The 21,800-nt window shown below is 75.4% G+C and carries 20 protein-coding genes and 1 pseudogene; 11 read left to right on the forward strand and 10 right to left on the reverse strand.

What is annotated here, in order from left to right; all coding sequences use genetic code 11:
• The first annotated feature begins 44 nt into the window (after positions 1-44).
• Both IE326_RS14530 and IE326_RS14535 read left to right on the forward strand, forming a co-directional pair.
• Positions 45-635, forward strand: coding sequence for a TetR/AcrR family transcriptional regulator (locus IE326_RS14530; protein ID WP_190042245.1), 591 nt, complete (start codon positions 45-47; stop codon positions 633-635).
• A 288-nt stretch (positions 636-923) separates the two neighbouring features.
• Positions 924-2,804, forward strand: coding sequence for an AMP-dependent synthetase/ligase (locus tag IE326_RS14535; protein WP_150228880.1), 1,881 nt, complete (start codon positions 924-926; stop codon positions 2,802-2,804).
• A gap of 13 nt (positions 2,805-2,817) precedes the next feature.
• Here the strand turns inward: IE326_RS14535 and IE326_RS14540 are convergent, their stop codons facing one another.
• Both IE326_RS14540 and IE326_RS14545 read right to left on the reverse strand, forming a co-directional pair.
• The gene (locus tag IE326_RS14540; protein WP_190041703.1) at positions 2,818-3,471 is read right to left on the reverse strand and encodes a pyridoxine/pyridoxamine 5'-phosphate oxidase; all 654 of its coding nucleotides are present in this window, start codon (positions 3,469-3,471) and stop codon (positions 2,818-2,820) included.
• Positions 3,472-3,551: 80 nt separating this feature from the next.
• Positions 3,552-4,730 (reverse strand): thiolase C-terminal domain-containing protein, encoded by a 1,179-nt coding sequence (locus tag IE326_RS14545; protein ID WP_190041704.1) that lies wholly within the window; start codon positions 4,728-4,730, stop codon positions 3,552-3,554.
• A 106-nt stretch (positions 4,731-4,836) separates the two neighbouring features.
• Between IE326_RS14545 and IE326_RS14550 the strand changes: the two genes are divergently transcribed.
• Entirely contained in the window at positions 4,837-6,009 is a 1,173-nt protein-coding gene (locus IE326_RS14550) for an acyl-CoA dehydrogenase family protein (RefSeq protein WP_150228873.1), read from the forward strand.
• On the forward strand, positions 6,009-6,482 hold the full coding sequence (locus IE326_RS14555; protein ID WP_190041705.1) for a nitroreductase/quinone reductase family protein: 474 nt from the start codon (positions 6,009-6,011) through the stop codon (positions 6,480-6,482). Before IE326_RS14550 ends, IE326_RS14555 begins: the two co-directional genes overlap by 1 nt.
• A 145-nt stretch (positions 6,483-6,627) precedes the next feature.
• On the opposite strand, the gene IE326_RS14560 is transcribed toward IE326_RS14555, so the two are convergent.
• Positions 6,628-7,275 (reverse strand): TetR/AcrR family transcriptional regulator, encoded by a 648-nt coding sequence (locus tag IE326_RS14560; protein WP_150228869.1) that lies wholly within the window; start codon positions 7,273-7,275, stop codon positions 6,628-6,630.
• 415 nt (positions 7,276-7,690) lie between these two features.
• Between IE326_RS14560 and IE326_RS14565 the strand changes: the two are divergent.
• Together IE326_RS14565 and afsK are read left to right on the forward strand one after the other, a co-directional pair.
• Positions 7,691-8,464: pseudogene (locus tag IE326_RS14565) on the forward strand (VOC family protein); the annotation flags it as partial.
• 410 nt (positions 8,465-8,874) lie between these two features.
• Positions 8,875-11,232 (forward strand): protein serine/threonine kinase AfsK, encoded by a 2,358-nt coding sequence (gene afsK, locus IE326_RS14570; protein WP_190041706.1) that lies wholly within the window; start codon positions 8,875-8,877, stop codon positions 11,230-11,232.
• Here the strand turns inward: afsK and IE326_RS14575 are convergent.
• On the reverse strand, positions 11,229-11,822 hold the full coding sequence (locus IE326_RS14575) for a hypothetical protein (RefSeq protein ID WP_229915330.1): 594 nt from the start codon (positions 11,820-11,822) through the stop codon (positions 11,229-11,231). The genes afsK and IE326_RS14575 overlap by 4 nt on opposite strands.
• Positions 11,823-11,935: 113 nt before the next feature.
• Here IE326_RS14575 and IE326_RS14580 point away from each other — a divergent pair, with 113 nt between their 5' ends.
• Positions 11,936-12,604 (forward strand): hypothetical protein, encoded by a 669-nt coding sequence (locus IE326_RS14580; RefSeq protein ID WP_229915331.1) that lies wholly within the window; start codon positions 11,936-11,938, stop codon positions 12,602-12,604.
• On the opposite strand, the gene IE326_RS14585 is transcribed toward IE326_RS14580, so the two are convergent.
• Genes IE326_RS14585 through IE326_RS14595 form a run of 3 tightly spaced genes read right to left on the reverse strand, consistent with a single transcriptional unit; the run spans position 12,570 to position 14,915 of the window.
• Positions 12,570-13,346 carry an enoyl-CoA hydratase/isomerase family protein gene (locus tag IE326_RS14585; protein ID WP_150228863.1) on the reverse strand — a complete coding sequence of 259 codons (777 nt, stop codon included), beginning with the start codon at positions 13,344-13,346 and terminating at the stop codon, positions 12,570-12,572. The two genes, IE326_RS14580 and IE326_RS14585, sit on opposite strands and share 35 nt — an antisense overlap.
• The gene (locus IE326_RS14590) at positions 13,343-13,768 is read right to left on the reverse strand and encodes a Zn-ribbon domain-containing OB-fold protein (RefSeq protein WP_150228862.1); all 426 of its coding nucleotides are present in this window, start codon (positions 13,766-13,768) and stop codon (positions 13,343-13,345) included. Before IE326_RS14590 ends, IE326_RS14585 begins: the two co-directional genes overlap by 4 nt.
• Positions 13,769-13,772: 4 nt before the next feature.
• On the reverse strand, positions 13,773-14,915 hold the full coding sequence (locus IE326_RS14595; RefSeq protein ID WP_030754648.1) for a lipid-transfer protein: 1,143 nt from the start codon (positions 14,913-14,915) through the stop codon (positions 13,773-13,775).
• A gap of 91 nt (positions 14,916-15,006) precedes the next feature.
• Here IE326_RS14595 and IE326_RS14600 point away from each other — a divergent pair, with 91 nt between their 5' ends.
• Positions 15,007-16,557 (forward strand): FadD3 family acyl-CoA ligase, encoded by a 1,551-nt coding sequence (locus IE326_RS14600; protein WP_190041707.1) that lies wholly within the window; start codon positions 15,007-15,009, stop codon positions 16,555-16,557.
• Positions 16,558-16,700: 143 nt separating this feature from the next.
• Complete coding sequence (locus tag IE326_RS14605) at positions 16,701-17,387, forward strand: LppU/SCO3897 family protein (protein ID WP_190041708.1); 687 nt, start codon at positions 16,701-16,703, stop codon at positions 17,385-17,387.
• Here IE326_RS14605 and IE326_RS14610 read toward each other — a convergent pair.
• A complete protein-coding gene (locus IE326_RS14610) occupies positions 17,372-18,817 on the reverse strand; it encodes a DUF2079 domain-containing protein (protein WP_190041709.1) in 1,446 nt (481 codons plus the stop codon). The two genes, IE326_RS14605 and IE326_RS14610, sit on opposite strands and share 16 nt — an antisense overlap.
• Positions 18,818-18,912: 95 nt before the next feature.
• On the opposite strand from IE326_RS14610, the gene IE326_RS14615 reads away from it, so the two are divergent.
• Positions 18,913-19,587: a response regulator transcription factor gene (locus IE326_RS14615; RefSeq protein WP_150228854.1), complete on the forward strand. Its 675-nt coding sequence runs from the start codon at positions 18,913-18,915 to the stop codon at positions 19,585-19,587.
• On the forward strand, positions 19,580-21,076 hold the full coding sequence (locus tag IE326_RS14620) for a sensor histidine kinase (RefSeq protein ID WP_190041710.1): 1,497 nt from the start codon (positions 19,580-19,582) through the stop codon (positions 21,074-21,076). Before IE326_RS14615 ends, IE326_RS14620 begins: the two co-directional genes overlap by 8 nt.
• 8 nt (positions 21,077-21,084) lie before the next feature.
• Here IE326_RS14620 and IE326_RS14625 read toward each other — a convergent pair whose 3' ends face one another.
• On the reverse strand, positions 21,085-21,222 hold the full coding sequence (locus IE326_RS14625) for a hypothetical protein (protein ID WP_170313828.1): 138 nt from the start codon (positions 21,220-21,222) through the stop codon (positions 21,085-21,087).
• Between the two features lie 307 nt (positions 21,223-21,529).
• The gene (locus tag IE326_RS14630; RefSeq protein ID WP_150228849.1) at positions 21,530-21,754 is read right to left on the reverse strand and encodes a hypothetical protein; all 225 of its coding nucleotides are present in this window, start codon (positions 21,752-21,754) and stop codon (positions 21,530-21,532) included.
• Positions 21,755-21,800 lie beyond the last annotated feature (46 nt).

Genomic DNA, 21,800 nt, shown 5'->3' on the forward strand with positions numbered 1-21,800 from the left:
TGGCGGGGACCAAGAGGCTGCCGCGGGCCGTGCGGGAGCGGCAGATGCTGGACGCCGCCGTGGCCTGCTTCGCGCGGCAGGGGTACCAGGCGGCGTCGATGGACGAGATCGCCGAGCTCGCGGGGGTGTCGAAGCCGCTCGTCTACCTGTACCTGAACTCCAAGGAGGAGCTCTTCACCGCCTGCATCCGGCGGGAGGCGCAGGCGCTGCTCGCCGCGGTCGCCGAGGTCGTGACCGACGTGTCGGTGCCGCCGGACGAGCGGCTGTGGGCGGGGCTCCTCGCCTTCTTCGAGCACACCGCGGGCCACCCGGACGCCTGGGCGGTGCTCAGCCGGCACGCGCGGACGCAGGGCGAGCCGTTCGCGACGGAGGCGGCGCGGATGCGGGAGGAGATCGCCGACTTCGTGACCGGCCTGATCGGGGAGGCCGCGCGGGCGGCCCACGGGCCGGTCGAGATCGGCCCGCGCGACGTGGCGGCGCTGGCGCAGGCGCTGGTGGGCTCCGCCGAGTCGCTGGCGACCTGGGCCAACGGGACGCCGGGGGCGACGGCCCGGGAGGCGGCGGCCACGCTGATGAACTTCGCCTGGTCCGGGCTCGGGAACCTCATGAAAAACGAGCGATGGTCTCCCCGCTGAGCCTTACCGCGCAGTAAGGTTACCCGCTAGTCAAGACGGCGCCCCCGCGCGCCGCCCCTCCCGCCGTGCCGGGGCGCCCCGCCGTACCCGCGCCACCGCCGTACCCGCGCCCCACCGCCGTACCCGCCCCACCGCGCCACCCCGCCGCGCTCCCGGCCTCCGCCGGGGCCCGCGCCACCGCCGTACCCGCCCCACCGCCGTACCCCCACCGCGCCACCCCGCTCCGCCGCACTTCTGCTCCACGACGCACGACCTTTCGTTCATCGCGCAGAACCGAGGAGCCGCCCCGTGCCGCCCGATCCCGCCGCCGTCCCCGCCGCCCCCGTCCTGACCCTCGTCGACGGCCGGGTGCGGGAGGTCTCCGTCCCGGCGCTCGTGCCCCGGGTGGACCGCGGCTCGCTCGCGGACCTGCCGTACGACAACGCCCGGCAGGAGCCGGACGCGGTGGTCTTCTCCCGGAAGGACGCGGCGGGGCAGTGGCAGGACGTCACCGCCGCCCGCTTCGCCGCCGACGTGCACGCCGTCGCCAAGGGGCTCGTCGCGCACGGGCTCGGACCCGGCGACCGGCTCGCGCTGATGGCCAGGACCACCTACGAGTGGACGCTGCTCGACTTCGCGGCCTGGGCCGCCGGGCTGGTCACCGTCCCCGTCCACCCGACCTCCTCCGCCTTCCAGACCCGCTGGATCCTCCAGGACTCGGGGGCCGTCGCCTGCGTCGTCGAGGACGCGGACCAGGCGCGGACCGTCTCCGCCGAACGCCGGCAGCTGCCCGGCCTCGCCCACCTGTGGGTGATCGACGCAGGCGCGGTCGAGCAGCTGCGCAGGGCGGGGGCGCGGGTCCCGGACGAGGCGGTGACGGCCCGGCGCGGACTGCTCACCCCCGGTGCGCTCGCCACCCTCGTCTACACCTCGGGCACCACGGGCCGCCCCAAGGGCTGCGCCCTCACCCACGCCAACTTCTTCGCCGAGGTCGACAACGCGGTCCGCCTCCTGCACCCGGTCTTCGCCCCCGAGGGCGGCGAACCGCCGTCCACGCTGCTCTTCCTGCCCCTCTCGCACGTCTTCGGCCGGATGGTGGCGGTGGGCTGCGTCCGGGCGCGGGTACGGGTCGGGCACGCGCCGTCGGTGGAGGGCGAGGCGCTCCTCGACGACCTGGCGGCCTTCCGGCCGACGTTCCTGCTCGCGATCCCGTACGTGATGGAGAAGGTCCACGACCGGGCCCGGGCCGCCGCCGAACGCGCCGGGAGGGGCGCCGCCTTCGACCGCGCGGCCCGCGCCGCCCGCCGCTTCGGCGCCACGGACGCGCCCTCGCTCTCCGCGCGGGCCGCGCGCGCCCTCTACGACCCGCTGGTCTACCGCCGGATCCGGGCCGCGCTCGGCGGGCGCGTGCGGTACGTGATCTGCGGCGGCTCGCCGCTGGGCGTGCGGCTCGCGGAGTTCTTCCGGGGCGCGGGCGTCGAGGTCTTCGAGGGGTACGGCCTGACGGAGACGACCGCCGCGTCCACGGTCACCCCGCCGCTCGCGCCGCGCACCGGCACGGTGGGCCTGCCGCTGCCGGGCACCGGGGTGCGGATCGCCGCCGACGGGGAGGTGTGGCTGCGCGGCCCGCACGTCTTCGCCGGCTACTGGGACGCGCGGCGCGGCACCGCGGTCCCGTACACGGACGACGGCTGGTTCCCCACCGGCGACCTCGGCGACCTCGACGGCGACGGCTACCTCACGATCACCGGCCGCAAGAAGGACCTCCTGGTCACCTCGGCCGGCAAGAACGTCGCCCCGGCCCCGCTGGAGGACCGGCTGCGCGCCCACCCGCTGGTCGCCCAGTGCATGGTGGTCGGCGACGACCGCCCGTACGTCTGCGCCCTCGTCGTCCTGGACCACGAGGGCCTCGCCCACTGGCGGCGGATGCGCCGCAAGGACCACCTGGCCCTGTGGGAGCTGGCCCGGGACCGGGAGCTCCTGGCGGTGGTGCAGAAGGCCGTCGACGACGCCAACCGCCTGGTCTCCCGGGCCGAGTCGATCCGCGCCTTCCGCGTCCTGACCACCGAGTTCTCCGAGGCCTCGGGCCACCTCACCCCCTCCCTGAAGCTCCGGCGGCGGGCGGTCCTGCGGGACTTCGCGCGCGAGATCGAGGAGCTGTACGAGGACGGCGGGAGGTACGCGGAGTAGGCGCCGGCTCCCGTCAGGGCCACAGGAGTTCGCGGGTCCAGGCGTCGCCCTCGCGGCGGTAGCGGAGGCGGAGGTGGCGGCGGCGGGCGTCGCCCTGGAAGAACTCGACCTCGGTGGGGGCGAGGACGTACAGGGTCCAGGTGGGGGCGTCGGCGGCCGGGTCGGCCTCGGCGCGGGCCCAGGCGGCGGCGCTCGCCTCGGCGAGGGCCTCCGGGGAGTCCAGGGGCTCGCTCTGCCGGCCGGTGAGGGCGGCGGCGAGGGCGCCGGTGGTGCGGGCGTGGAGGTCGGCGTACGCCTCCTCGCGGCTCGCGGTGCCGACGGGGCCGCGGACCCGGACCTGGCGGCCCCGCACCGGCCAGTAGAAGCCGAGGGCGGCCTCGGGGCGGGCCGCGAGCTGGCGGCCCTTGGCGCTGGTGGCGTGCGAGGCGAAGTGCCAGCCGCGGGCGTCGGCGTCGTGCAGCATGACGGTGCGGACGTCGGGGCGGCCGTCCGCGCCGGCCGTGGCGAGCGAGGGCGTGTGCGGCTCGGTCTGCCCGGCGGCGACGGCGTCGAGGAACCAGGCGTGGAAGAGCGCGAGGGGCTCCTCGGGGGCCGTCGCCGGGTCGAAGGGGGGCAGCTCGGTGTCCCAGACGCGCAGCGAGCGCAGGGCGTGGTGGAAGTCGCTCATGGGGCGAGGGTAGGCGGCGGTGGCGCCGCCGGGAGGCGGGCGCGGTCCTCCCGGCGGGTCCCGCGCGGCCCCCCGCGGCGTCAGGTCCTGCCCAGGACCACCGTGCCCGAGGAGCAGAACCAGCCGCCGGTGCCGGAGGCCACGGCCAGTTCGGGGAGGGAGCCGTCGGGGCGGCGGACCTGGCGGCCGGGGGCCTCGCCGCGGAGCTGGCGGACGGCCTCGACGAGGAGGAAGAGGCCGCGCATGCCGGGGTGGCAGGCGGAGAGCCCGCCGCCGTCGGTGTTGACGGGGACCGCGGACCCGTCCGCGAGGTACGCGCCGCCCTCGCCCTTGGCGCAGAAGCCCAGGTCCTCCACGGTCACCAGGGTCATGTAGGTGAAGGCGTCGTAGATCTCGGCGACGTCGACGTCGGCGGGGGTGACCCCGGCGCGCTCGAAGGCGAGGCGTCCGCTGACGGCGGCGGGGGAGACGGTGAAGTCCGCCCACTCGGACATCGTGGTGTGGGAGGTGTGCTCGCCGGTGCCGAGGACCCAGACCGGGGCCTTGCGGGTGTCGGGGACGTACTCCTCCGCGACGAGCAGCACCGCGCAGCCGCCGTCGCTGCGGATGCAGCAGTGGAGCTTGGTGAAGGGGTCGGCGATCATCGGGCCGCCGAGGACCTCGTCGACGGTGACGGGGGTGCGGAACATGGCCTCGGGGTTGAGCGCCGCGTTCTCCCGCGCCCGGACGGCGACCCCGGCGAGCTGCTCCAGGGTGGTGCCGTACTCGTGCATGTGGCGGCGGGCGGCCATCGCGTACTTGGCGACGAGGGTGTGGCCGTACGGCACCTCGAACTGGAGCGGGCCGCGGGCGCCGAAGGAGAGGTTGGCGGTGCGGCGGCGGGCCTTGATGTCGGCGCGCGCGGTGGAGCCGTAGACGAGGAGCACGGCGTTGGCCCGGCCCGCCGCGATGGCGTCGGCGGCGTGGGCGGCCATGACCTCCCAGGTGGCGCCGCCGACGGAGGTGGAGTCGACCCAGGTGGGGCGCAGGCCCAGGTATTCGGCGACCTCGACGGGGGCCAGGGTGCCGAGTCCGGCGGAGGCCAGGCCGTCGACGAGGGAGCGGTCGAGGCCGCTGTCGGCGAGGGCGCGGCGGGCGGCCTGGGCGTGCAGGGCGTAGGGGGTGGCCGTGTCGACCCGGCCGCAGTCGGAGAGGGCGACGCCGGCGACGGCGACCCGGCGCCGGCCGGGCGGGGGCGGGGTGGTGCCGGAGGCGGTCATGGATCTGACGGTACATCAGATCGCTCCGATCGGGACCCGCGCTTCTCTGGGCAACCGGCCTTCCCCCGCCCTAACATGACGCACCGTCAGATACGGAGGGAGCCCCATGGACACCGCCGCCGAAGCGGACACCGCCGCGCTCACCGAGGAACAGCGGGAGATCCGCCGCACCCTGCGGGAACTGCTCGACCGCCGCCCCCGCACCACCCCCACCGCCCCCGAGGGGTACGACCCCGACCTGTGGGCCCGCATGTCCGGCGACCTCGGCCTCGCCGGACTCGCCCTCCCCGAGGAGTACGGGGGCACCGGACGCGGCACCCACGAACTCGCCCTCGCCTGCGAGGAGACCGGCCGCGCCCTCGCGCCCTCGCCGCTGCTCGCCACCAGCGTCCTCGCCGCCCCCCTCGTCGCCGCCCTCGGCACCCCCGCCCAGCGCGCCGAACTGCTGCCCCGCATCGCCGACGGCGGCCTGACCTGCGCGCTCGCCGCCCCCGGCGGCTCCCTCGCCCACGCCCTCGGCCTCACCGGCGACAACACCACCGGCGCCTGGTCCGGCGACGGCCGGGCCGGCGGCGTCCAGGCCCGCCCCGCCCCCGGCGGCGACGGCTGGCTCCTCTACGGCGAGGCGGAACGGGTCCTCGACGGACACAGCGCCGGACTCCTCCTCGTCGCCGCCCACACCGGCGGCTTCGCCCGCAGCCGCACCCTCCTCTACCTGGTGCGCGCCGACGACGCGGGCCCCGGCCTCGTCCGCACCCGCGAGACCGGCCTCGACCCCACCCGCGCCCAGGCCACCGTCCAGCTCCGCGACGTCCCGGCCGCCCTCCTCGGCGAGGACCCCGCCGACCCCGCCGCCGTCCTCACGGTCCTCGCCGCCGTCGGCCGCACCGCCGCCGTCCTCCTCGCCGCCGAGGCCACCGGCGCCGCCCGGGGCGCCCTGGAACGCACCCTCGGCCACGCCGCCCGCCGCGCGCCCGGCGCCACCGGAACCCCGGCCGCCCGGCACCGCCTCGCCGACGTCCACGTCCAGGTCGAGACCGCCCGCGCCCTGACGTACTGCGCCGCCCGCGAACCGGGACCCGGGCCCGAGAGCGGCCCCCTCGCCCTCGCCCAGGCCCTCGAAGCCCTCCGCGCCGCCGCCGGCGAAGCCGTGCCCCCGCAGGAGGCCGACCGCTACGGCCGCCGCGCCGCCGCCGACGAACTCCTCTTCGGCCCCGCCGGACGCCTCCGCGCCCGCGCGGCGCAGCGCACCGGACTCCCCGGAGAGGCGGCCGCCTGATGCGCGTCGGAGTGAAACTCGTCCAGAAGGTCTCCTCCACCCGGACCTTCGCCCGGATCGCCCCGCACGTCATCCCCGCCCTCGACAAGGCGGTGCACCGGCTCAGCGGCGGAAAGAAGCTGCTCAGCACCCAGATGCTGCCCGGGGTCGTGCTCACGGCCACCGGCGCGAGGAGCGGACGGCGGCGGACCACGCCGCTCGCCTGCATGCCGGAGCCCGAGCGGGGGACCTGGCTGCTCGTCGGCTCCAACTTCGGCCGTCCCGGACACCCCTCCTGGACGGCGAACCTGCTCGCCCATCCGGACGCGGAGATCAGCTGGAAGGGCGAGACCGTCGCCGTGCGGGCCGAACGGCTGACGGGGGAGGAGCGGGCGGCGGCCTGGAAGGCGGCCCTCGCCTTCTGGCCCCCGTACGCCTCCTACCAGGCGCGGGTGGACCGCGAGATCCGGCTCTTCCGGCTCACCCGCAGGTGAATCCGGGCCCCGGCGGGACGGCGGCGCCCCCCCGGGGGCGGGCCGGGCCCCGACACGACGGCGCCGACGGCGGTCCCGTCTCCCGGGGGAGGCGGTGACCGGCGCCGGCGCCGACGACAGGACGGGGGAAGGAACGGGCTCCGGGTTATCTGACCGGCTTCTTGCCGGTGATGCCCAGGTGCACCAACAGGGCCAGGTTCGGCTTGAGTTCGGCCTGCTTCACGCCCCAGGTGGTGAAGCCCTTCTGGTGGCCGGCGACCGAGGCCAGCATCGCCACGAGGGAGCCCGCCATCGCGGCGGCGCTGACCTCCTTGTCGACCTTGCCCTTGGCCTGGAGCTCCTTCACCGCGTCCGTCAGGGAGTTGGTGACCGAGTTCAGGATCTTCATGCGGATCTTGTAGAACCGCTTGTCGCCCTCGGCGGCGCCGAGGTCCACGACCCGCAGGATCGCGTCGTGGCGCCGCCAGAAGTCGAGGAAGCCGTCGACGAGGTCCTCGGAGGTCTGCCAGGCGGCCTTGCCGACCCAGGAACGGCCGGAGACCAGCTCGGTCAACCCGGCGCCCTCCTTGGCCATTTCCTCGGCGATCTCCAGGACGGCGCCCTCGACGTCCGGGAAGTACTGATAGAACGTCGCGGGTGAAGTGCCCGCCTTCCGGGCCACGTCGATGACCTTGACGTCCCGGTACGGCGAGGAGCTGAGCATCTCGGCGAGGCAGTCGAGCAGCTTCTGCCGCGTCGCCTGGCCGCGTCGTCCGGCCACACGGCCGTCGACGGTGCGTACTTGTCCTGTCATGCCGTCAGCTTACCGAGGGGGGATCGGCGCGCGATTCGGCCGACTGCAAATGGGGTGCGGACCGTTCCCCGAGGTCGGCGGGGGTGTCCCCGGCGGGTCGCGGGGGCCGGAACGCGCCACGGAGGGCGGGGCGGGGGCGAGGTCCCTTCCCGGGGGCCGGTTCTTGAACAGCCTGTGGACAACCCCGTGGACAAGTCGATCAAGGCCGGCCACCCCGGCTCCGTGCGGCCTCCCGGTCCCGTACGGCCCCCCGGTCCCGCACGGCCCCCCGGCCCCGCACGACCTCCCGACTCCGCACGGCCCCCCGGTCCCGTACCGCCACTCCCCCCGGCGCCCGCCCCTCCCGCCCCGAGCGCCCGCCCCGTACGGCGCACACCGGAGCGCGCCCCCGACCCCGCCGCCCTAGCGTGGAGGCATGGCCGGTTACACAGAGGGCACCCCCTGCTGGGTGGACGCGCAGCTCCCCGACCTGGAGGCGGGCAAGCGCTTCTACGGCGAGCTCTTCGGCTGGACCTTCGACGACGACCGCGACGAGGCCCTGCTCGGCGGGCGCCGGGTCGCCGGGCTCCTCCCCAAGCGGGACGGCCGCATGCCCACCACCTGGACCGTCTACCTCGCCACCGGCGACGCCGGCACCGTCGCCGCCCGGGTGAAGGCCGCCGGCGGGCGGATGGTCATGGAGCCGTACCCCGTCGGCCCCTTCGGCGTCCTCGCCCTCGCCGCCGACCCCGGCGGCGCCGTCCTCGGCCTGCGCCAGTCCGGCGACGACGACGGCTTCGAGGTCGTCAACGAGCCGGGCTCCTTCTGCTGGATGGAGGTCTACACCCGCAGCCCCGGCGCCGTGGACACCTTCTACGCCTCCGTCTTCGGCTGGCTCGGCCGCCAGGCCGACCCGGCGGAGGAGGGCCGCGAACCCGGCTTCGACTACCGCGTCTGGTCCCCGCCCGGCTCCCGCGCGGGCGACGACACCGCCTTCGGCGGCCGGGCCGTCATCACCGACGCCTTCCCCGCCGAGATGCCGGACCACGTCCTCGTCTACTTCGCCGTCCGCGACTGCGACGAGGCGTGCGCCACCACCGTCCGGCTCGGCGGCCGGGTCGCCGAACCCCCCGCCGACACCCCCTACGGCCGGATCGCCGTCCTCCACGACAACCAGGGCGCCCGCTTCGCCGTCCTCGCCGAACCGGCCGCCGGGGCCCCCGCGGGGCCCGCCCGCGCCACCACCCCCGCCGGGGAGGACACCGCGGGGGAGCCGCCCGCCGAGCCCCTCCTCTCCGAGCCGGGCTCCGGCGCCCTCTCCACCGACACCGTCCCCCTCACCCGCCCGGCGTCCGGCGCCTCCGAACTCTCCGGGCCGTCGTCCGGGCCGCCGTCCGAGCCGCGGTCCGGGCCGCCCTCCGGCCGCTCGAAGCCGTCCTCCGATCCGTACGCGAAGCCGTCCTCCGGCCTCTCGGAGCCGCCGTCCGGGGCGTGAGGCCGCTCCTCCGCGTGACCCGTGACACCCCGATCCGCCCCCGGGTTCGCAACCGGGGCTCCGGACAGGAAGAATCAGGGGTCCGGGCCGTACCGTCATGGCCCGTACGGGGAGGTGGCAGGCAAGTGGAACAGCTGACGCAGCACGACCCGAGACGCATCGGGCCCTTCGAGGTGCTGGGCCGGCTCGGCGCGGGCGGCATGGGTCTGGTCTATCTCGCGCGCTCGGCGTCCGGCCGGCGCGTGGCGATCAAGACCGTGCGCACGGAGCTCGCGGAGGACCAGCTGTTCCGGGTCCGCTTCACCCGGGAGGTCGAGGCCGCCCGGGCGGTGTCCGGGTTCTACACCGCGGCCGTCGTCGACGCCGACCCGCGCGCCGCCGTGCCGTGGCTCGCCACCGCGTACGTGCCCGCGCCCTCGCTGGAAGAGATAGTGAACGAGTGCGGGCCGCTCCCGGCCCAGGCCGTCCGCTGGCTCGCCGCCGGAGTCGCCGAGGCCCTCCAGTCCATCCACGGCGCCGGGCTCGTCCACCGCGACCTCAAGCCGTCCAACGTCCTCGTCGTCGAGGACGGCCCCCGGGTGATCGACTTCGGCATCGCGTCCGGCGTCTCCAACACACGGCTGACGATGACCAACGTCGCCGTGGGCACCCCCGCCTACATGTCGCCCGAGCAGGCCCGCGACTCCCGCAGCGTCACCGGCGCCAGCGACGTCTTCTCGCTGGGCTCCATGCTGGTCTTCGCCGCCACCGGCCACGCGCCCTTCCACGGCGCCAACCCGGTCGAGACCGTCTTCATGCTGCTGCGCGAGGGCCCCGACCTGGAGGGCCTGCCCGAGGAGCTGCGGCCCCTCATCGAGGCGTGCATGAAGATGGACGTGGCGCAGCGGCCCACCCCGGCCGACCTCCAGGCCATGCTCGCCCCGCACCTCTTCGGCCCGGGCAGCGACGACAGCGGCACCGCCTCCGCGTGGCTGCCCGAGAGCGCCGTCGCCATGATCGAGACCCGCCGCGGCGGCCGGCCGGTCCCGCAGCCGCCGGTCTCCCCGCCGCCGATGCCGCCGCGCCCGCCCGTCCCGTACGACGGCCGCGATCCGCGCGACCCGGAGCCCGCCCACGCGGGCGGCCGGCACGCGGGCCCGGCGGAGGGCTCCGGCGGGCCGGTGCGGCTCGGCGGAGCCACCGTGCCGATCGGCCCCGGGCCCCGGGTCGCCGACACCCGGGCGGCGCTCGCCGTGGGCCACGCCGCCGACCCGCACGCCACCGGCTGGGTCCGCCCGCCCGGCGGCGAGGTCACCCCGGCGCCCGCCCCCGCGCCCGTGCCGCAGCCGGCCGCGCAGCCGGAGCCCGGCCCGTGGCGGCCGTGGCGCTTCCGCATGTCGAACGACGTGTGGGGCACGCCGGTCGTCGACGGCGACCTGCTCTACGTCACCTCCTTCGAGGTGCACGCGCTGGACACCGGCTCCGGCCGGCGCCAGTTCAAGACCCGGGACGTGGCCTGGTCGATGGCGGTGGCCCAGGGCCGCATCCACGCCTCCGACGGCCCCACCCTGTACGCGCTGGACGCCACCGACGGCGGCGAGCGCTGGCGGCACCGCACGGACGCCTGGGTGTACTCCCTCCGGGTGGACCGGGGCACCGTCGTCACCGGCACCCGGGGCGGCGGCGTGCAGGGCTGGGAGGCGTCCAACGGCGCCAAGCTGTGGGAGGTCACCGGCTGCCAGACCGACTTCGAGACCCCGGAGGCGGGCCCGGCGATCCACGGCGACACCGTGTACGTGTGGCAGGACGCCCGGCTGAAGGCCCTGGACGCCCGCACGGGCGTCGAGCGCTGGTCGTACCCGATCGGCGACGCGGCCTCCTGCGGGCACGTGCCGGTCCGGGTCGCCCCCGCCGAGGACGGCTGCGTGTACGTCTCGGCCGGCACCCGCGTCCTGTCGATCGACATCGCCGCCGGGCACGTCCGCTGGCACTTCGAGGCGCCCGCCGTCTTCCTCTCCCCGCCCGCCTTCGCGCCCGGCCCGGCCGTCACCGGCGGCGGCGTCTACCTCGCCGACCACCTCGGCACGGTCTACGCCCTCGACGCCACCACCGGCCAGGACCGCTGGCGGATCGCGACCGAGCAGCGCCAGTCGGCCGAGCCGGTGCTCGTCGCGGACGGCAACGTCCACGTCGGCAGCGGCAGCGCGCTCTACACCCTGGACGCGGTCACCGGCACCCCGAGGTGGCGGTTCGCGGCCGGCGCCGAGCTGGTCGGCACCCCCGTCGTCGCCGACGGCCGGGTCCACTTCGGCTCCGCCGACCACGTCCTCTACACCCTGGACGCGACCGGCGGGCAGCTCCGCTGGAAGCTCGCCACCGGCGGCGAGATCACCGGCTCGCCGGTGGCGAAGGGCGGGGTCGTGTACGCGTGCAGCAAGGACCGCTGCGTGTACGCGCTGGACGCCGCGAAGGGCACCGCGACCGGCCGGGGCGCGGCCCGCTAGACGCCGGGGCGCCCGTCCCGGTCGTGGCCGTCGCCGGGCGGTTCGGCCGGGACGTCGAAGCGGCCGGGGGCGGCGTAGGGCATGGAGCGGGTCTCGGCGTCGTACGGGGCCGCGGGCGGCGGTCCGTCGAGCGTCGGACGCGTGGGCGGCGGTCCGGGCGGCAGGCGGTGGGAGGCGGCCCGGCGGCCCGACATGACGAGGGCGCCGAGCAGGAGCAGCACCCCGCCGCCGAAGGCGTTCGCGACGCCGTCGCCGAGCCCGCGGCCGTCCCCGGAGACCACCAGGCTGCCCTCGGCCTGCCCGACCCGGACCATCCACAGGACGGTGAAGCCGAGGACGACCACCCCGGCGGCGGCGACGAGCAGCCGGGAGCGCAGCACCACGCCGAGCAGGGCGACGAGGGCGGCGAAGGCGAAGGGCAGCAGGATCGAGCGGAGCACCCCGGCGTCCTCGCCGGTGATGCCGGTGAAGAGGTCCCCGATCGCGTAGTCGCTGCCGTGACGGCCGTCGTACCAGGCACGGAAGGGGCTCCAGACGGCGGCCGTCGCTCCGGCGAGGGCCAGGACCGAGCCGACGACGTTGCGGATCATCGGTGGGCCTCCTCGGGGGGCTCTCGCGGTCCGGCTCTCTCGCTCTCGACGCTACGCCCGCCGGGCGGGACCCGCCATGCGGGCCGGGGGCCCCGCTAGGGTGTGGCGCGCACATGACGGACGGACGGGACGGGGAGACGACGATGGTGCGGACCCGGGTGAAGATGGCCGCCGTGCTGACGGTCGTGGTGCTGGCGCTGACCGGCTTCCAGACCAGCAGCAGCGGCGGCGGCAAGGGCGGAAGCGGCAAGAGCAAGAGCAAGAGCAAGAGCAGCGGCGGCGGGGGCGGCTGCTCCAGCGACAAGAAGGACAACGACGACTACGAGGGCTCGGGCTCCGGCGGTTCCGGCTCGGACTCCGGTTCCGGCAGCGGCTACACCGCCGACCCCGCGCCCTCCGTCTCGGCCACCACCACCGCCGGCGCCAGGGTGACCGTCGTCGACTGCGTGAAGCCCGCCCAGAAGAAGCGCAAGGGGAAGCCCGCCCGCAGGGCCGACACCACGGCGACGCTGCGGATCGCCGACGAGGGACGGTACGGCTCCAGCGGCACCTACCGGGTGACGCTGGAGTTCCGGGACGGCACCGGGTCCCCGGTCGACACGGCGGTGACGACGGTGAGCCCGGGGGCCGGGGGACGGCTGGACTTCGAGCTGGGGATGACGAAGCCCCGGGCCGTCGACAAGGTCAGGAAGTGCGTGGTCCGGGACGTGACCGAGGTCCCCGCCCCCACCGGCACCCCGTCCGCCGCTACCGCGTCCGGTACCCCGTCCGCCGGCTCGTGAACAGCTCCGCCTGCCGGTCCGCCGGCAGGTTGCCGAGCGTCACCAGGTGCGGGGCCTGGGCGAGGGCCTGGGACCTGACGGCCTCTTTGGCGGACCACAGGGCCCGCACCGTGCCCTGCACGGCCCCGGTGGGGTAGGAGGCGAGGACGGCCGCCGCCTCCCGCGCGGCGGCCAGCGCCCCGCCGGCCTCCGTCACCTCGCTGACCAGCCCCGTCTCGTACGCCCGGCGCGCGGACACCCGCTCGGCGGAGCCCATGAGCGCCATCCGGGCGACCTCGCCGAAGGGCATCCGCTGCGCCATGTGGACGGTCTCGAAGGCGCTGACCATGCCGTAGGTGGTGTGCGGGTCGAAGAAGGCCGCGGTCTCGCCGGCGATGAGGAACTCGGCCTCGCCGAGCAGGTAGAAGGCGCCGCCGCAGGCCATCCCCTCCACCGCGGCGATCACCGGTTTCCACAGGTCGTTGGCCTTGGGGCCGATCGCGACCAGCGGGTCGTCGATGGTGTACGGGGAGGAGGGCTGCGGCACCCGTCCGGCGTCGTCGCGGTCGATGCCGGTGCAGAAGGCCCGCCCGCCGGCGCCGGTGACGACGATCGCCCGGATCCCGTCCTCGTACCGGAACCCCCGCCAGACCGCGCCGAGTTCGCGGGCCATGGCGAGGGTGAGCGCGTTGTGCCGCTCGGGCCGGTCGAGGGTGACGACGGCGACGCCGGTCTCCTCGTCCCGTTCCAGCGAGATCGTCATCCGCGCTCCAGGAGCCAGCGGGGCACGGCGATGCCGTCGATCTCGGTGAAGGCGACGCGGACGGGGGCGCCGATGCGGAGCCGGGCCGGGTCGACGGAGTCGAGGCGGGCGTCGGGGGCGGCGACGACGTTTCCGGCGAGGCGGATGCGGGGGGCGTCGGCGAGTTCGACGAGGACCGCGTTGTAGGGGGCCTGTTCGGCGTAGTCGGGGAGCAGCGGCGGGTGCGGGAGCACGTACGACCAGATGCGGCCGCGCCCGGACATGAGCCGCCACTCGGTGGCGAAGGACTGGCAGTGGGGGCAGCAGGGGCGGGGCGGGAAGCGGAGCTCGCCGCAGTCCGCGCAGCCTTGCACGCGCAGTTCGCCGCGGGCGGTGAACTCCCAGAAGGGGGCGCCGTCTTCGTCGATGACGGGGTTCAGCATCGGGTCAGCTCCTGAGGAGTAGGGCCGAGGTGGGGACGCCCTCGCCGGCGGTGACGAGGCAGGTGGCGGCGTCCGGCACCTGGGCGGTGGAGGTGCCGCGGAGCTGCTTCACGCCCTCGTTGATGAGGTTGAAGCCGTGGACGTATGCCTCGGAGAGCCCGCCGCCGCCGGTGTTGAGGGGGAGCCGGCCGCCGAGTTCGAGGGCGCCGCCCTCGGTGAAGGAGGCGCCCTCGCCGCGCTTGCAGAAGCCGTAGCCCTCCAGGGAGAGCGGCACGAGCGGGGTGAAGGCGTCGTAGATCTGGGCGACGTCCACGTCGTCCGGGCCGAAGTCGGCGGTCCGCCACAGGTGGCGGGCGGCGGTCCAGGCGGGGCCGGAGAGCGGGTCGTCGTTCCAGTAGTTGACCATGCCGTGGTGCTGGGCGGGCAGGCCCTGGGCGGCGGAGTGGACGTAGACGGGCCGCTGCCGGCAGTCGCGGGCCCGTTCGGCGGAGACGACGACGCAGGCGAGGGCGCCGTCGGTCTCCAGGCAGTTGTCGAAGAGGCAGAGGGGCTCGCTGATCCAGCGGGAGGTCATGTACATCTCGCGGGTCAGCGGGCGCTCGTACATGATCGCGTCCGGGTTCTGGTTGGCGCGGTTGCGGCAGGCGAGGGCGACGTTGAAGAGGTGGTCGCGGGTGGCGCCGTACTCGTGCATGTAGCGGCGGGCGAGCATGCCGATCTCGTCGGCGGGGCGGAGCAGCCCGTAGGGGCGGGTCCACTGGCCGGGGGTGGGGAGCTGGACGGCGGTGTTCTTCCAGGGGCGGGGGCCGGAGCCGCGCTTGCGGGACCGCCAGGCGACGCCGACGCTCGCCTGGCCGGTGGCGACGGCGGCGGCGAGGTGGCCGACGGTGGCGCAGGAACCGCCGCCGCCGTAGCCGACCTTGGAGAAGAAGGTGACGTCGCCGGCGCCGATGGCCTTGGCGACCTCGACCTCGTCGGTCTCCTCCATGGTGTACGAGGCGAAGGCGTCGACCTCGGACGGGGCGATGCCGGCGTCGTCGAGGGCGGCGAGGATCGCCCGGCAGGCGAGGGCCTTCTCGGTCTCCGGGAGCTGTTTCGCGAAGGCGGTCTGTCCTATGCCGACGATGGCGGTGGCGTCCTTGAGCACCGGACCTCCTCATGGGGCAGCACTGCTGACAGCGCGTCAGGCTACAACTAATCTGACGGATAGTCAGCTACACCGAGGCTGGGGGTTCGACATGCGTGGTGACCTGGAGTGGGGCACGATCCCGGGACTCGTCCGGGCGGCGGGGGAGCGGTGGGGCGGACGGGAGGCGGTCGCCGAAGGGCGCGTCCGCGTCTCGTACGCCGAACTCGCCGCCCGCGTCGAGCGGTCCGCCGCCGCCTGCCTGGCCGCCGGGACACGGCCCGGGGACCGGGTCGCGGTCTGGGCGCCCAACAGCCTCGACTGGATCGTCGCCGCCCTCGGCGCCGTCACCGCCGGCGCCGTCCTCGTCCCGCTCAACACCCGCTTCAAGGGCACCGAGGCCGCCGACGTCCTGGCCCGCTCCCGCGCCCGGCTCCTCTTCGTCACCGGCACCTTCCTCGGCACCTCGTACGTGGCCTCCCTGCGCCGCGCCGGGGTGCCCCTGCCGCACCTGGAACGGGTCGTCGTCCTCGGCGACACCGCCCCCGAGGAGACCGGCTGGACCACCTGGAAGGCGTTCCTCGCCGAGGGCGACCGGATCCCGGCGGAGCGCGTACGGGCCCGCGCCGACGCGATCGACCCCGACGCCCCCTCCGACGTCATCTACACCTCCGGCACCACCGGCCGCCCCAAGGGCGCCGTCATCACCCACGCCCAGACCCTGCGCTGCTACGAGGACTGGGCGGCCCTCGCCGGACTCGCGGAGGGGGACCGCTACCTGGTGGTGAACCCCTTCTTCCACACCTTCGGATACAAGGCGGGCGTCCTCGCCTGTCTGATGCGCGGGGCGGTGATCGTGCCGCAGCCCGTCTTCACCGCCGACACCGTCCTCGCCAACGTCGCCGCCGAGCGGATCAGCGTGCTGCCCGGCCCGCCCACCCTCCACCAGGCGCTCCTCGACCACCCGGCCCGCGCCGCCCACGATCTGTCCTCCCTCCGGCTGGTCGTCACCGGCGCCGCCGTCGTCCCGCTGCTCCTCGTCGAGCGCCTCCGCTCCGAGCTGGGCATCGGCACCGTCCTCACCGCCTACGGCCTCTCCGAGGCGAGCGGCCTCGTCACCATGTGCCGCCGCGACGACCCCGACGCGACGATCGCCACCACCTCCGGCCGCGCCGTCCCCGGCACCGAGGTCCGGCTCTCGGACACCGGCGAGGTCCTGGTCCGGGGCCACAACGTGATGCGCGGCTACTTCGAGGACGAGGCGGCCACGGCCGAGGCGATCGACCCGGACGGCTGGCTGCGCACCGGCGACATCGGCGTCCTCGACGGGGCGGGCAACCTCCGGATCACCGACCGCCTCAAGGACATGTTCATCGTCGGCGGCTTCAACGCCTACCCCGCCGAGATCGAGCAACTCCTGGGCCTGCACCCGGACATCGCCGACGTCGCCGTCATCGGCGTCCCCGACGCCCGGCTCGGCGAGGTCGGCAAGGCGTTCGCGGTGCGGCGGCCGGGTGCGCGGGTCACCGCCGACGACCTGATCGCCTGGTCCCGGCGGGAGATGGCGAACTACAAGGTGCCCCGGCAGGTCGAGTTCGTCACCGAACTCCCGCGCAACGCGAGCGGGAAGGTGGTCAAGGGGGAGCTGCGGAAGCGGGGTTGACCCCGTGGGGGCGAGGCGGCCCCCTACCGAATTTCCGGAGTACTGGAATCCGTTTATGGAAAGAAGGGCGGGGCCGCAACCACCTGACGACGTGTCCACGTCATAAAGACGCCACGTGCCCCCTCTCCCTCCGAGGAGCAGCAGTGTCCACGCAGGAGATCCCCCTCACCCTCACCCCGCAGCAGGCCGCCACCGGCGTCGTCATCCCGGTGACCCTCCCGGGGAACCTCCCCGGCGGCGGCCGCACCGAGATCCACGTCCCGCCCTGCCGGAACGGCGACGTCGTCCCCGTCCCCTTCGCGGGCACCACCGTCCTCCTCCGCATCACCGTCGCCGGCGGCCAGGCCCCCCGGCAGCGGAAGTCCGGCGTCGCCGGCTGCCTCGTGCCGCTCCTCGTCATCGGTGCGATCGTCGGCGGCTCGTACCTCCTGGGCGACGACGACGACGAGGAACCCACCGTCTCCCGGCCGACGATCCCCACCTTCTCCGTCTCGCCCTTCCCCAGCCTCGACCTCGGCCTCCCGACCGACCCCGCCGCCACCCCCACCGAAGAGGAGCCCGACCCCTACGAGAAGGGCACCTGCCTCAACGGCACCCTCCCCGACTCGGAGACCGCCCAGTCCGTCAGCGGCGTCGACGAGGTCCCCTGCTCGGCCTCGGACGCCCACTACAAGGTCATCCAGACCTTCCCCTTCACCTCCGACATGAACAAGTGCAACGCCAACCCCAGGACCCAGTACGCCTTCTCGCACCGCTACACCATGAACGGCACCACCATCAGCGAGTACGTCTACTGCCTCGTCGGCCTCGGCTCCTACGCCCGCGGCTGACCCTTCTCGCGGTGCAGCAGGACGATCCCGTCGCCGTCCCGCACCACCCGCCAGGCCGGATCCCCGGCCACCGCGCGCAGCACCCCGTCCGTCGCCCCCGCCGGGAAGCCGTCCGCCCGGTCCAGGACCAGCCATTCCACGGCCGGCGCCCGGTCGAGGAGGGCCGGGGTCGCGAGCCGCACCGTCGTGCGGTCCGTCAGGTGCGGGGCGAGCGCGTTGCTCGCCGCCACCCGCGCCCCGTCCGGCACCCGCCCCACCGCCGCCCGCGCCGCCGCCTCCCTCGGCCCCTCCCGCCAGAAGCCCGGGGTGGCGAGCTGCGCCGTCGGCTGGAGGGGCAGCAGCAGGAGCACGGCCCCGAGCGCCGCGAGCAGGGGCCCCCGGCCGTCGCCGCGCGGCCACGGCACCGGCGGCCGCGCCCCGCGCCGCACCGCGTCCACCAGCGCCGCGAACGCCACCGGCACGAGCACCGCCGAGTAGTGCAGCCCCGGCTCCCAGTGCGACGGCACCGACGAGGTGAACCGCCAGGCCAGCGTGGGCAGCAGCAGCCACGCCAGCGGACTGCGCACCACCAGGCCCCCGGTGACCGCGAGCAGCGCCAGGACGGTCAGCGCCTTCACGGGCCAGCCGTCGAGGAACCCGTACGCGCCCCCGATCCGTTCCGCGTACAGGTACCGCCCGTCCGGCGCGAAGCCCGGGACCACCACCTTCAGGACGAGCAGCGCGGCGAGGACGGACCCGCAGGCCAGGAACCATCCGGTGCGCCGCTCCCGCCGGTCGCGCGCCCGGTGGACGATCAGCAGCCCGAGGACCGCCGCCGTCGCCCCCAGGTCCTCCTTCACGAGCAGCAGCCCGGCCGCCCACCAGGCCGCCGCCCGCGACCGCCCGTCCAGGTACGCCCGGCAGGCCAGCGCCAGCAGCGGCAGCGCGAACGCCACCTCGTGGAAGTCGAAGCCGATCAGCGTCTGCACGCCCCACGCCAGCCCGCAGGCCGCCGCGACCACCGGACCGGCGAACTCCCCGTGGGGCAGGTGCCGTCCGGCCGTCCGCCCCGTCACGTACACCGTCGCCGCGACGAGGGCCGCCTGCGCCACGAGCAGCACCTCCACGTGCGGCACCAGCCGGTACACCGGGCCGAGCAGCGCGAGCACCGGATGGAAGTGGTCCCCCAGCAGCGGCAGCGCCTCCCCCTCGAAACCGGCCGGCGCGGTCGCCGTCCGGATCTCCGACGCGGGCAGCCGCCCCTCCGCCCACGACCGCACCGCCTGCCCGAAGATCCCCAGGTCGTAGCCGGTCGTCCGGAACCGGGCGTGGTTGCGCAGCGCGAAGGCCGCGTGCAGGACGAAGAGGACGAGGGCGACGCACGCGGGCCCGGCCCTGCCGACCGGGGCGGCGACGCGCCGGGGCTTCTCGACGGCGGTGATCATGAGCATGGGGGCAGCCTCGGCGACACCCCCTGAAGGGCCCCTGAAGCCCCCTGAGGATTTCCTCAGGGGACCCCGTCCGGCGACCGGCGATACTCGGACCCATGCGCATCCTGGTGATCGAGGACGAGGAACGGATGGCCGCCTCGCTGCGGCGCGGCCTCACCGCCGTCGGCTACACCGTCGACACCGCCCACGACGGCGTCACCGGCCTCCACCTCGCCCGCGAACACCGCTACGCCGCCGTCCTCCTGGACCTCATGCTGCCCGGCCTCAGCGGCTACCAGGTCTGCGCCCGGCTGCGCGCCGAGGGCAACGACGTGCCGGTGCTGATGCTCACCGCGAAGAACGGCGAGTACGACGAGGCCGAGGGCCTCGACACCGGCGCCGACGACTACCTCGCGAAACCCTTCTCGTACGTCGTCCTGGAAGCCCGGCTGCGCGCCCTCGTCCGGCGCGGCGGCGCCCGCGTCCCCACCCTCCTCGAAGCCGGCGACCTGTGGCTCGACCCGGCCCGCCGCACCTGCGGCCGGGGCGCCGAACAGATCGCCCTCACCCCGAAGGAGTTCGCCGTCCTCCACTGCCTGCTGGGCCGGCTCGACGAGGTGGTGCCCGTCCTGGACGTCCTCGACGAGGTCTGGTCGGCGGACTTCACCGGCGACCCCAACATCGTGCACGTCTACATCAGCGCCGTGCGGAAGAAGATCGACGCCCCCTTCGGCCGCGAGACCATCGAGACGGTGAGGGGCGCGGGCTACCGGGTGAGCGGCCGTGCGTGACTCCTCCGCCCCTCCCGCGCGCCCGGTCTGGGCGACCCGCCCGGTGTGGGCCTCCGGCCTGGCGGCGGCCCTGGTCGTCGGCACCGCCGTGGCCTGGCTCCAGTACGCCGACCGCGCCGCCGGACCGCGCTCCCCCTGGCCCGCCGTCCACATCAACCACGACCGCGTCGGCCCGCAGATCGAGCAGATCACCACCTGGGGCACCTGGGCCGGAGCGCTGTACGTCGCCTCCGTCTGCCTCCTCGCGGGGAAGGGCGGCCCGTGGTGGGTACGGCTCCGGGGCGCGGCGGTCGCCGGAGCGGTGACGGCCTGCCTGTACGCCACCTACGGCAGCTGGCTCGTCCGCGAGAACGAACAGCACAAGGTCGACGTCGCGGAGAAGGCGTTCCGCTGGGCCCTCGTCTGCATCGGCCCCTCCGCCGGCCTCCTCACGGCGGCGGCCGTCGCCGCAGCGGTGGGCCGGGGCGGCGCCCGGATCTCCTTCCGGGGCCGGGTGGCGCTGACGGCCGCAGCGGCGACCGGAGCGCTGTTCCTCGGGGGCGTCCACACCTTCCAGACCCTGAACGACGCCTACGACTCGCTCGACAAGGTCTACTGGATCGCCCTCACCACCGGCGTGCCGCTCACGGCCCTGCTCACCGGCTTCCTCGTGCACGTCATGGTCGCGCGGGCGCTGCGGCCGGTCGACGCGATCCGGCGCGAACTCGCCGACATCACCGGGCAGTCACTGGACCGCCGCGTCCCGGTCCCGCCCACGGAGGACGTCATCGCGGACCTCGCCCGCACCACGAACGCCACCCTCGACCGGGTCGAGGCCGCGGCCACCCGGCAACGCGAGTTCACCGCCGACGCGGCCCACGAACTCCGCAGCCCGCTCGCCTCGCTGCGGGCCCAGCTCGAATCGGCGCTGCGACACCCGGAGTCGGTGGACGACTGGCGGCAGGTCGTCACGGAGGCGGCCACCGACGTCGTCCGCCTCCAGCACCTCGCCGACGACCTCCTGCTCCTCGCCGGCCACGGCGCGGCCCCGCCCGTCCGCATCCCCGTCGACCTGTCGGCCCTCGCGGAGGACCTGGTGCGCGAACACCAGCACCTCCCGGAGTCCGCCGCGCTCCGTCTCCGCTGCGAGGCACCCGCCCCCGCGGTCCTCCCCGGCAACCCGGCCCACCTGGACCGGCTCCTCCGCAACCTCCTGGCGAACGCCTGCCGCCACGCGCGGACGGAGGTCACGGTGACGGTGACCCGCTCCGGCCCCGAGCTGCTCCTGTCCGTCCACGACGACGGCCCCGGCATCCCGCCCGCCGACCGCACCCGCGTCTTCGACCGCTTCACCCGCCTCGACGAGGCCCGCACCCGCACCACCGGCGGCGCCGGACTGGGCCTCCCCATCGCCAGGGACCTCACCACCTCCCATGCCGGCACCCTCTCCATCGAGGACGCGGAAACCGGCGGAGCCCTGTTGGTGGCGCGGTTCCCGGCCGGGGGGTGAGGGCTGGGTCAGCGGCCGGCGCGGAGGTCGTCGTGGGAGGTGTCGGCGGTGGTGATGTGCACGTTGGCCGAGGCGGGTGCGGCCGCGCCGAAGGCGAGGGCGACGGCGACGAACGTCAGGGCGAGCAGGCGTGTCGTGCTGCGCATGGGGACTCCTCATGAAGCGGGGACAATCGGGCAGATCGATCCTCGCGGCGGCGTTCGGACGACCGCGAAGCGGAACGGACTACTTCGTCAGGTGGTCCGCGCACGCGGGAAGGGGCCGGGCAGATGCCCGGCCCCTTCCTGTCGGTGGCCCGATCGCGTTGCGCACGGTCCTCGCCGGACGGATCCCCCCTGGTTCCGCCGGGCGTTCCCCCGGACCGTGTGCTCCCCCGTCGACCGGGCCCCGGTGGATGGCACCGGCGGCTCCCCCGATGGCGCCGCCGGTGCCGTCAACCCCGTGGGGAGTGGTCTACTTGGCCGGCTCGGTGGTGACGTGCACGTTGCCGAGCGGCTCGGCCGTCACGGCGTCGCCGAGGGGCTCGGTGGTGACGTGCACGTTCTTCACACCGATCTTCTCGGCTATCGCCTCGGCCGCGTCCTCACCGCCGGTGACGTGCACGTTCTTCACCTCGATGTCGACGGGCTCGCCCGTGACGTGGACGTTGGCCGGCTTGATGATCTGGTCGTCGCTCATTGCTGTCTCCTGTCGTTCGAGATCAGGTAGGTCCGAGGTCCGTCCG

It is taken from the genome of Streptomyces filamentosus (assembly GCF_014654895.1).
GTDB lineage: Bacteria > Actinomycetota > Actinomycetes > Streptomycetales > Streptomycetaceae > Streptomyces > Streptomyces filamentosus.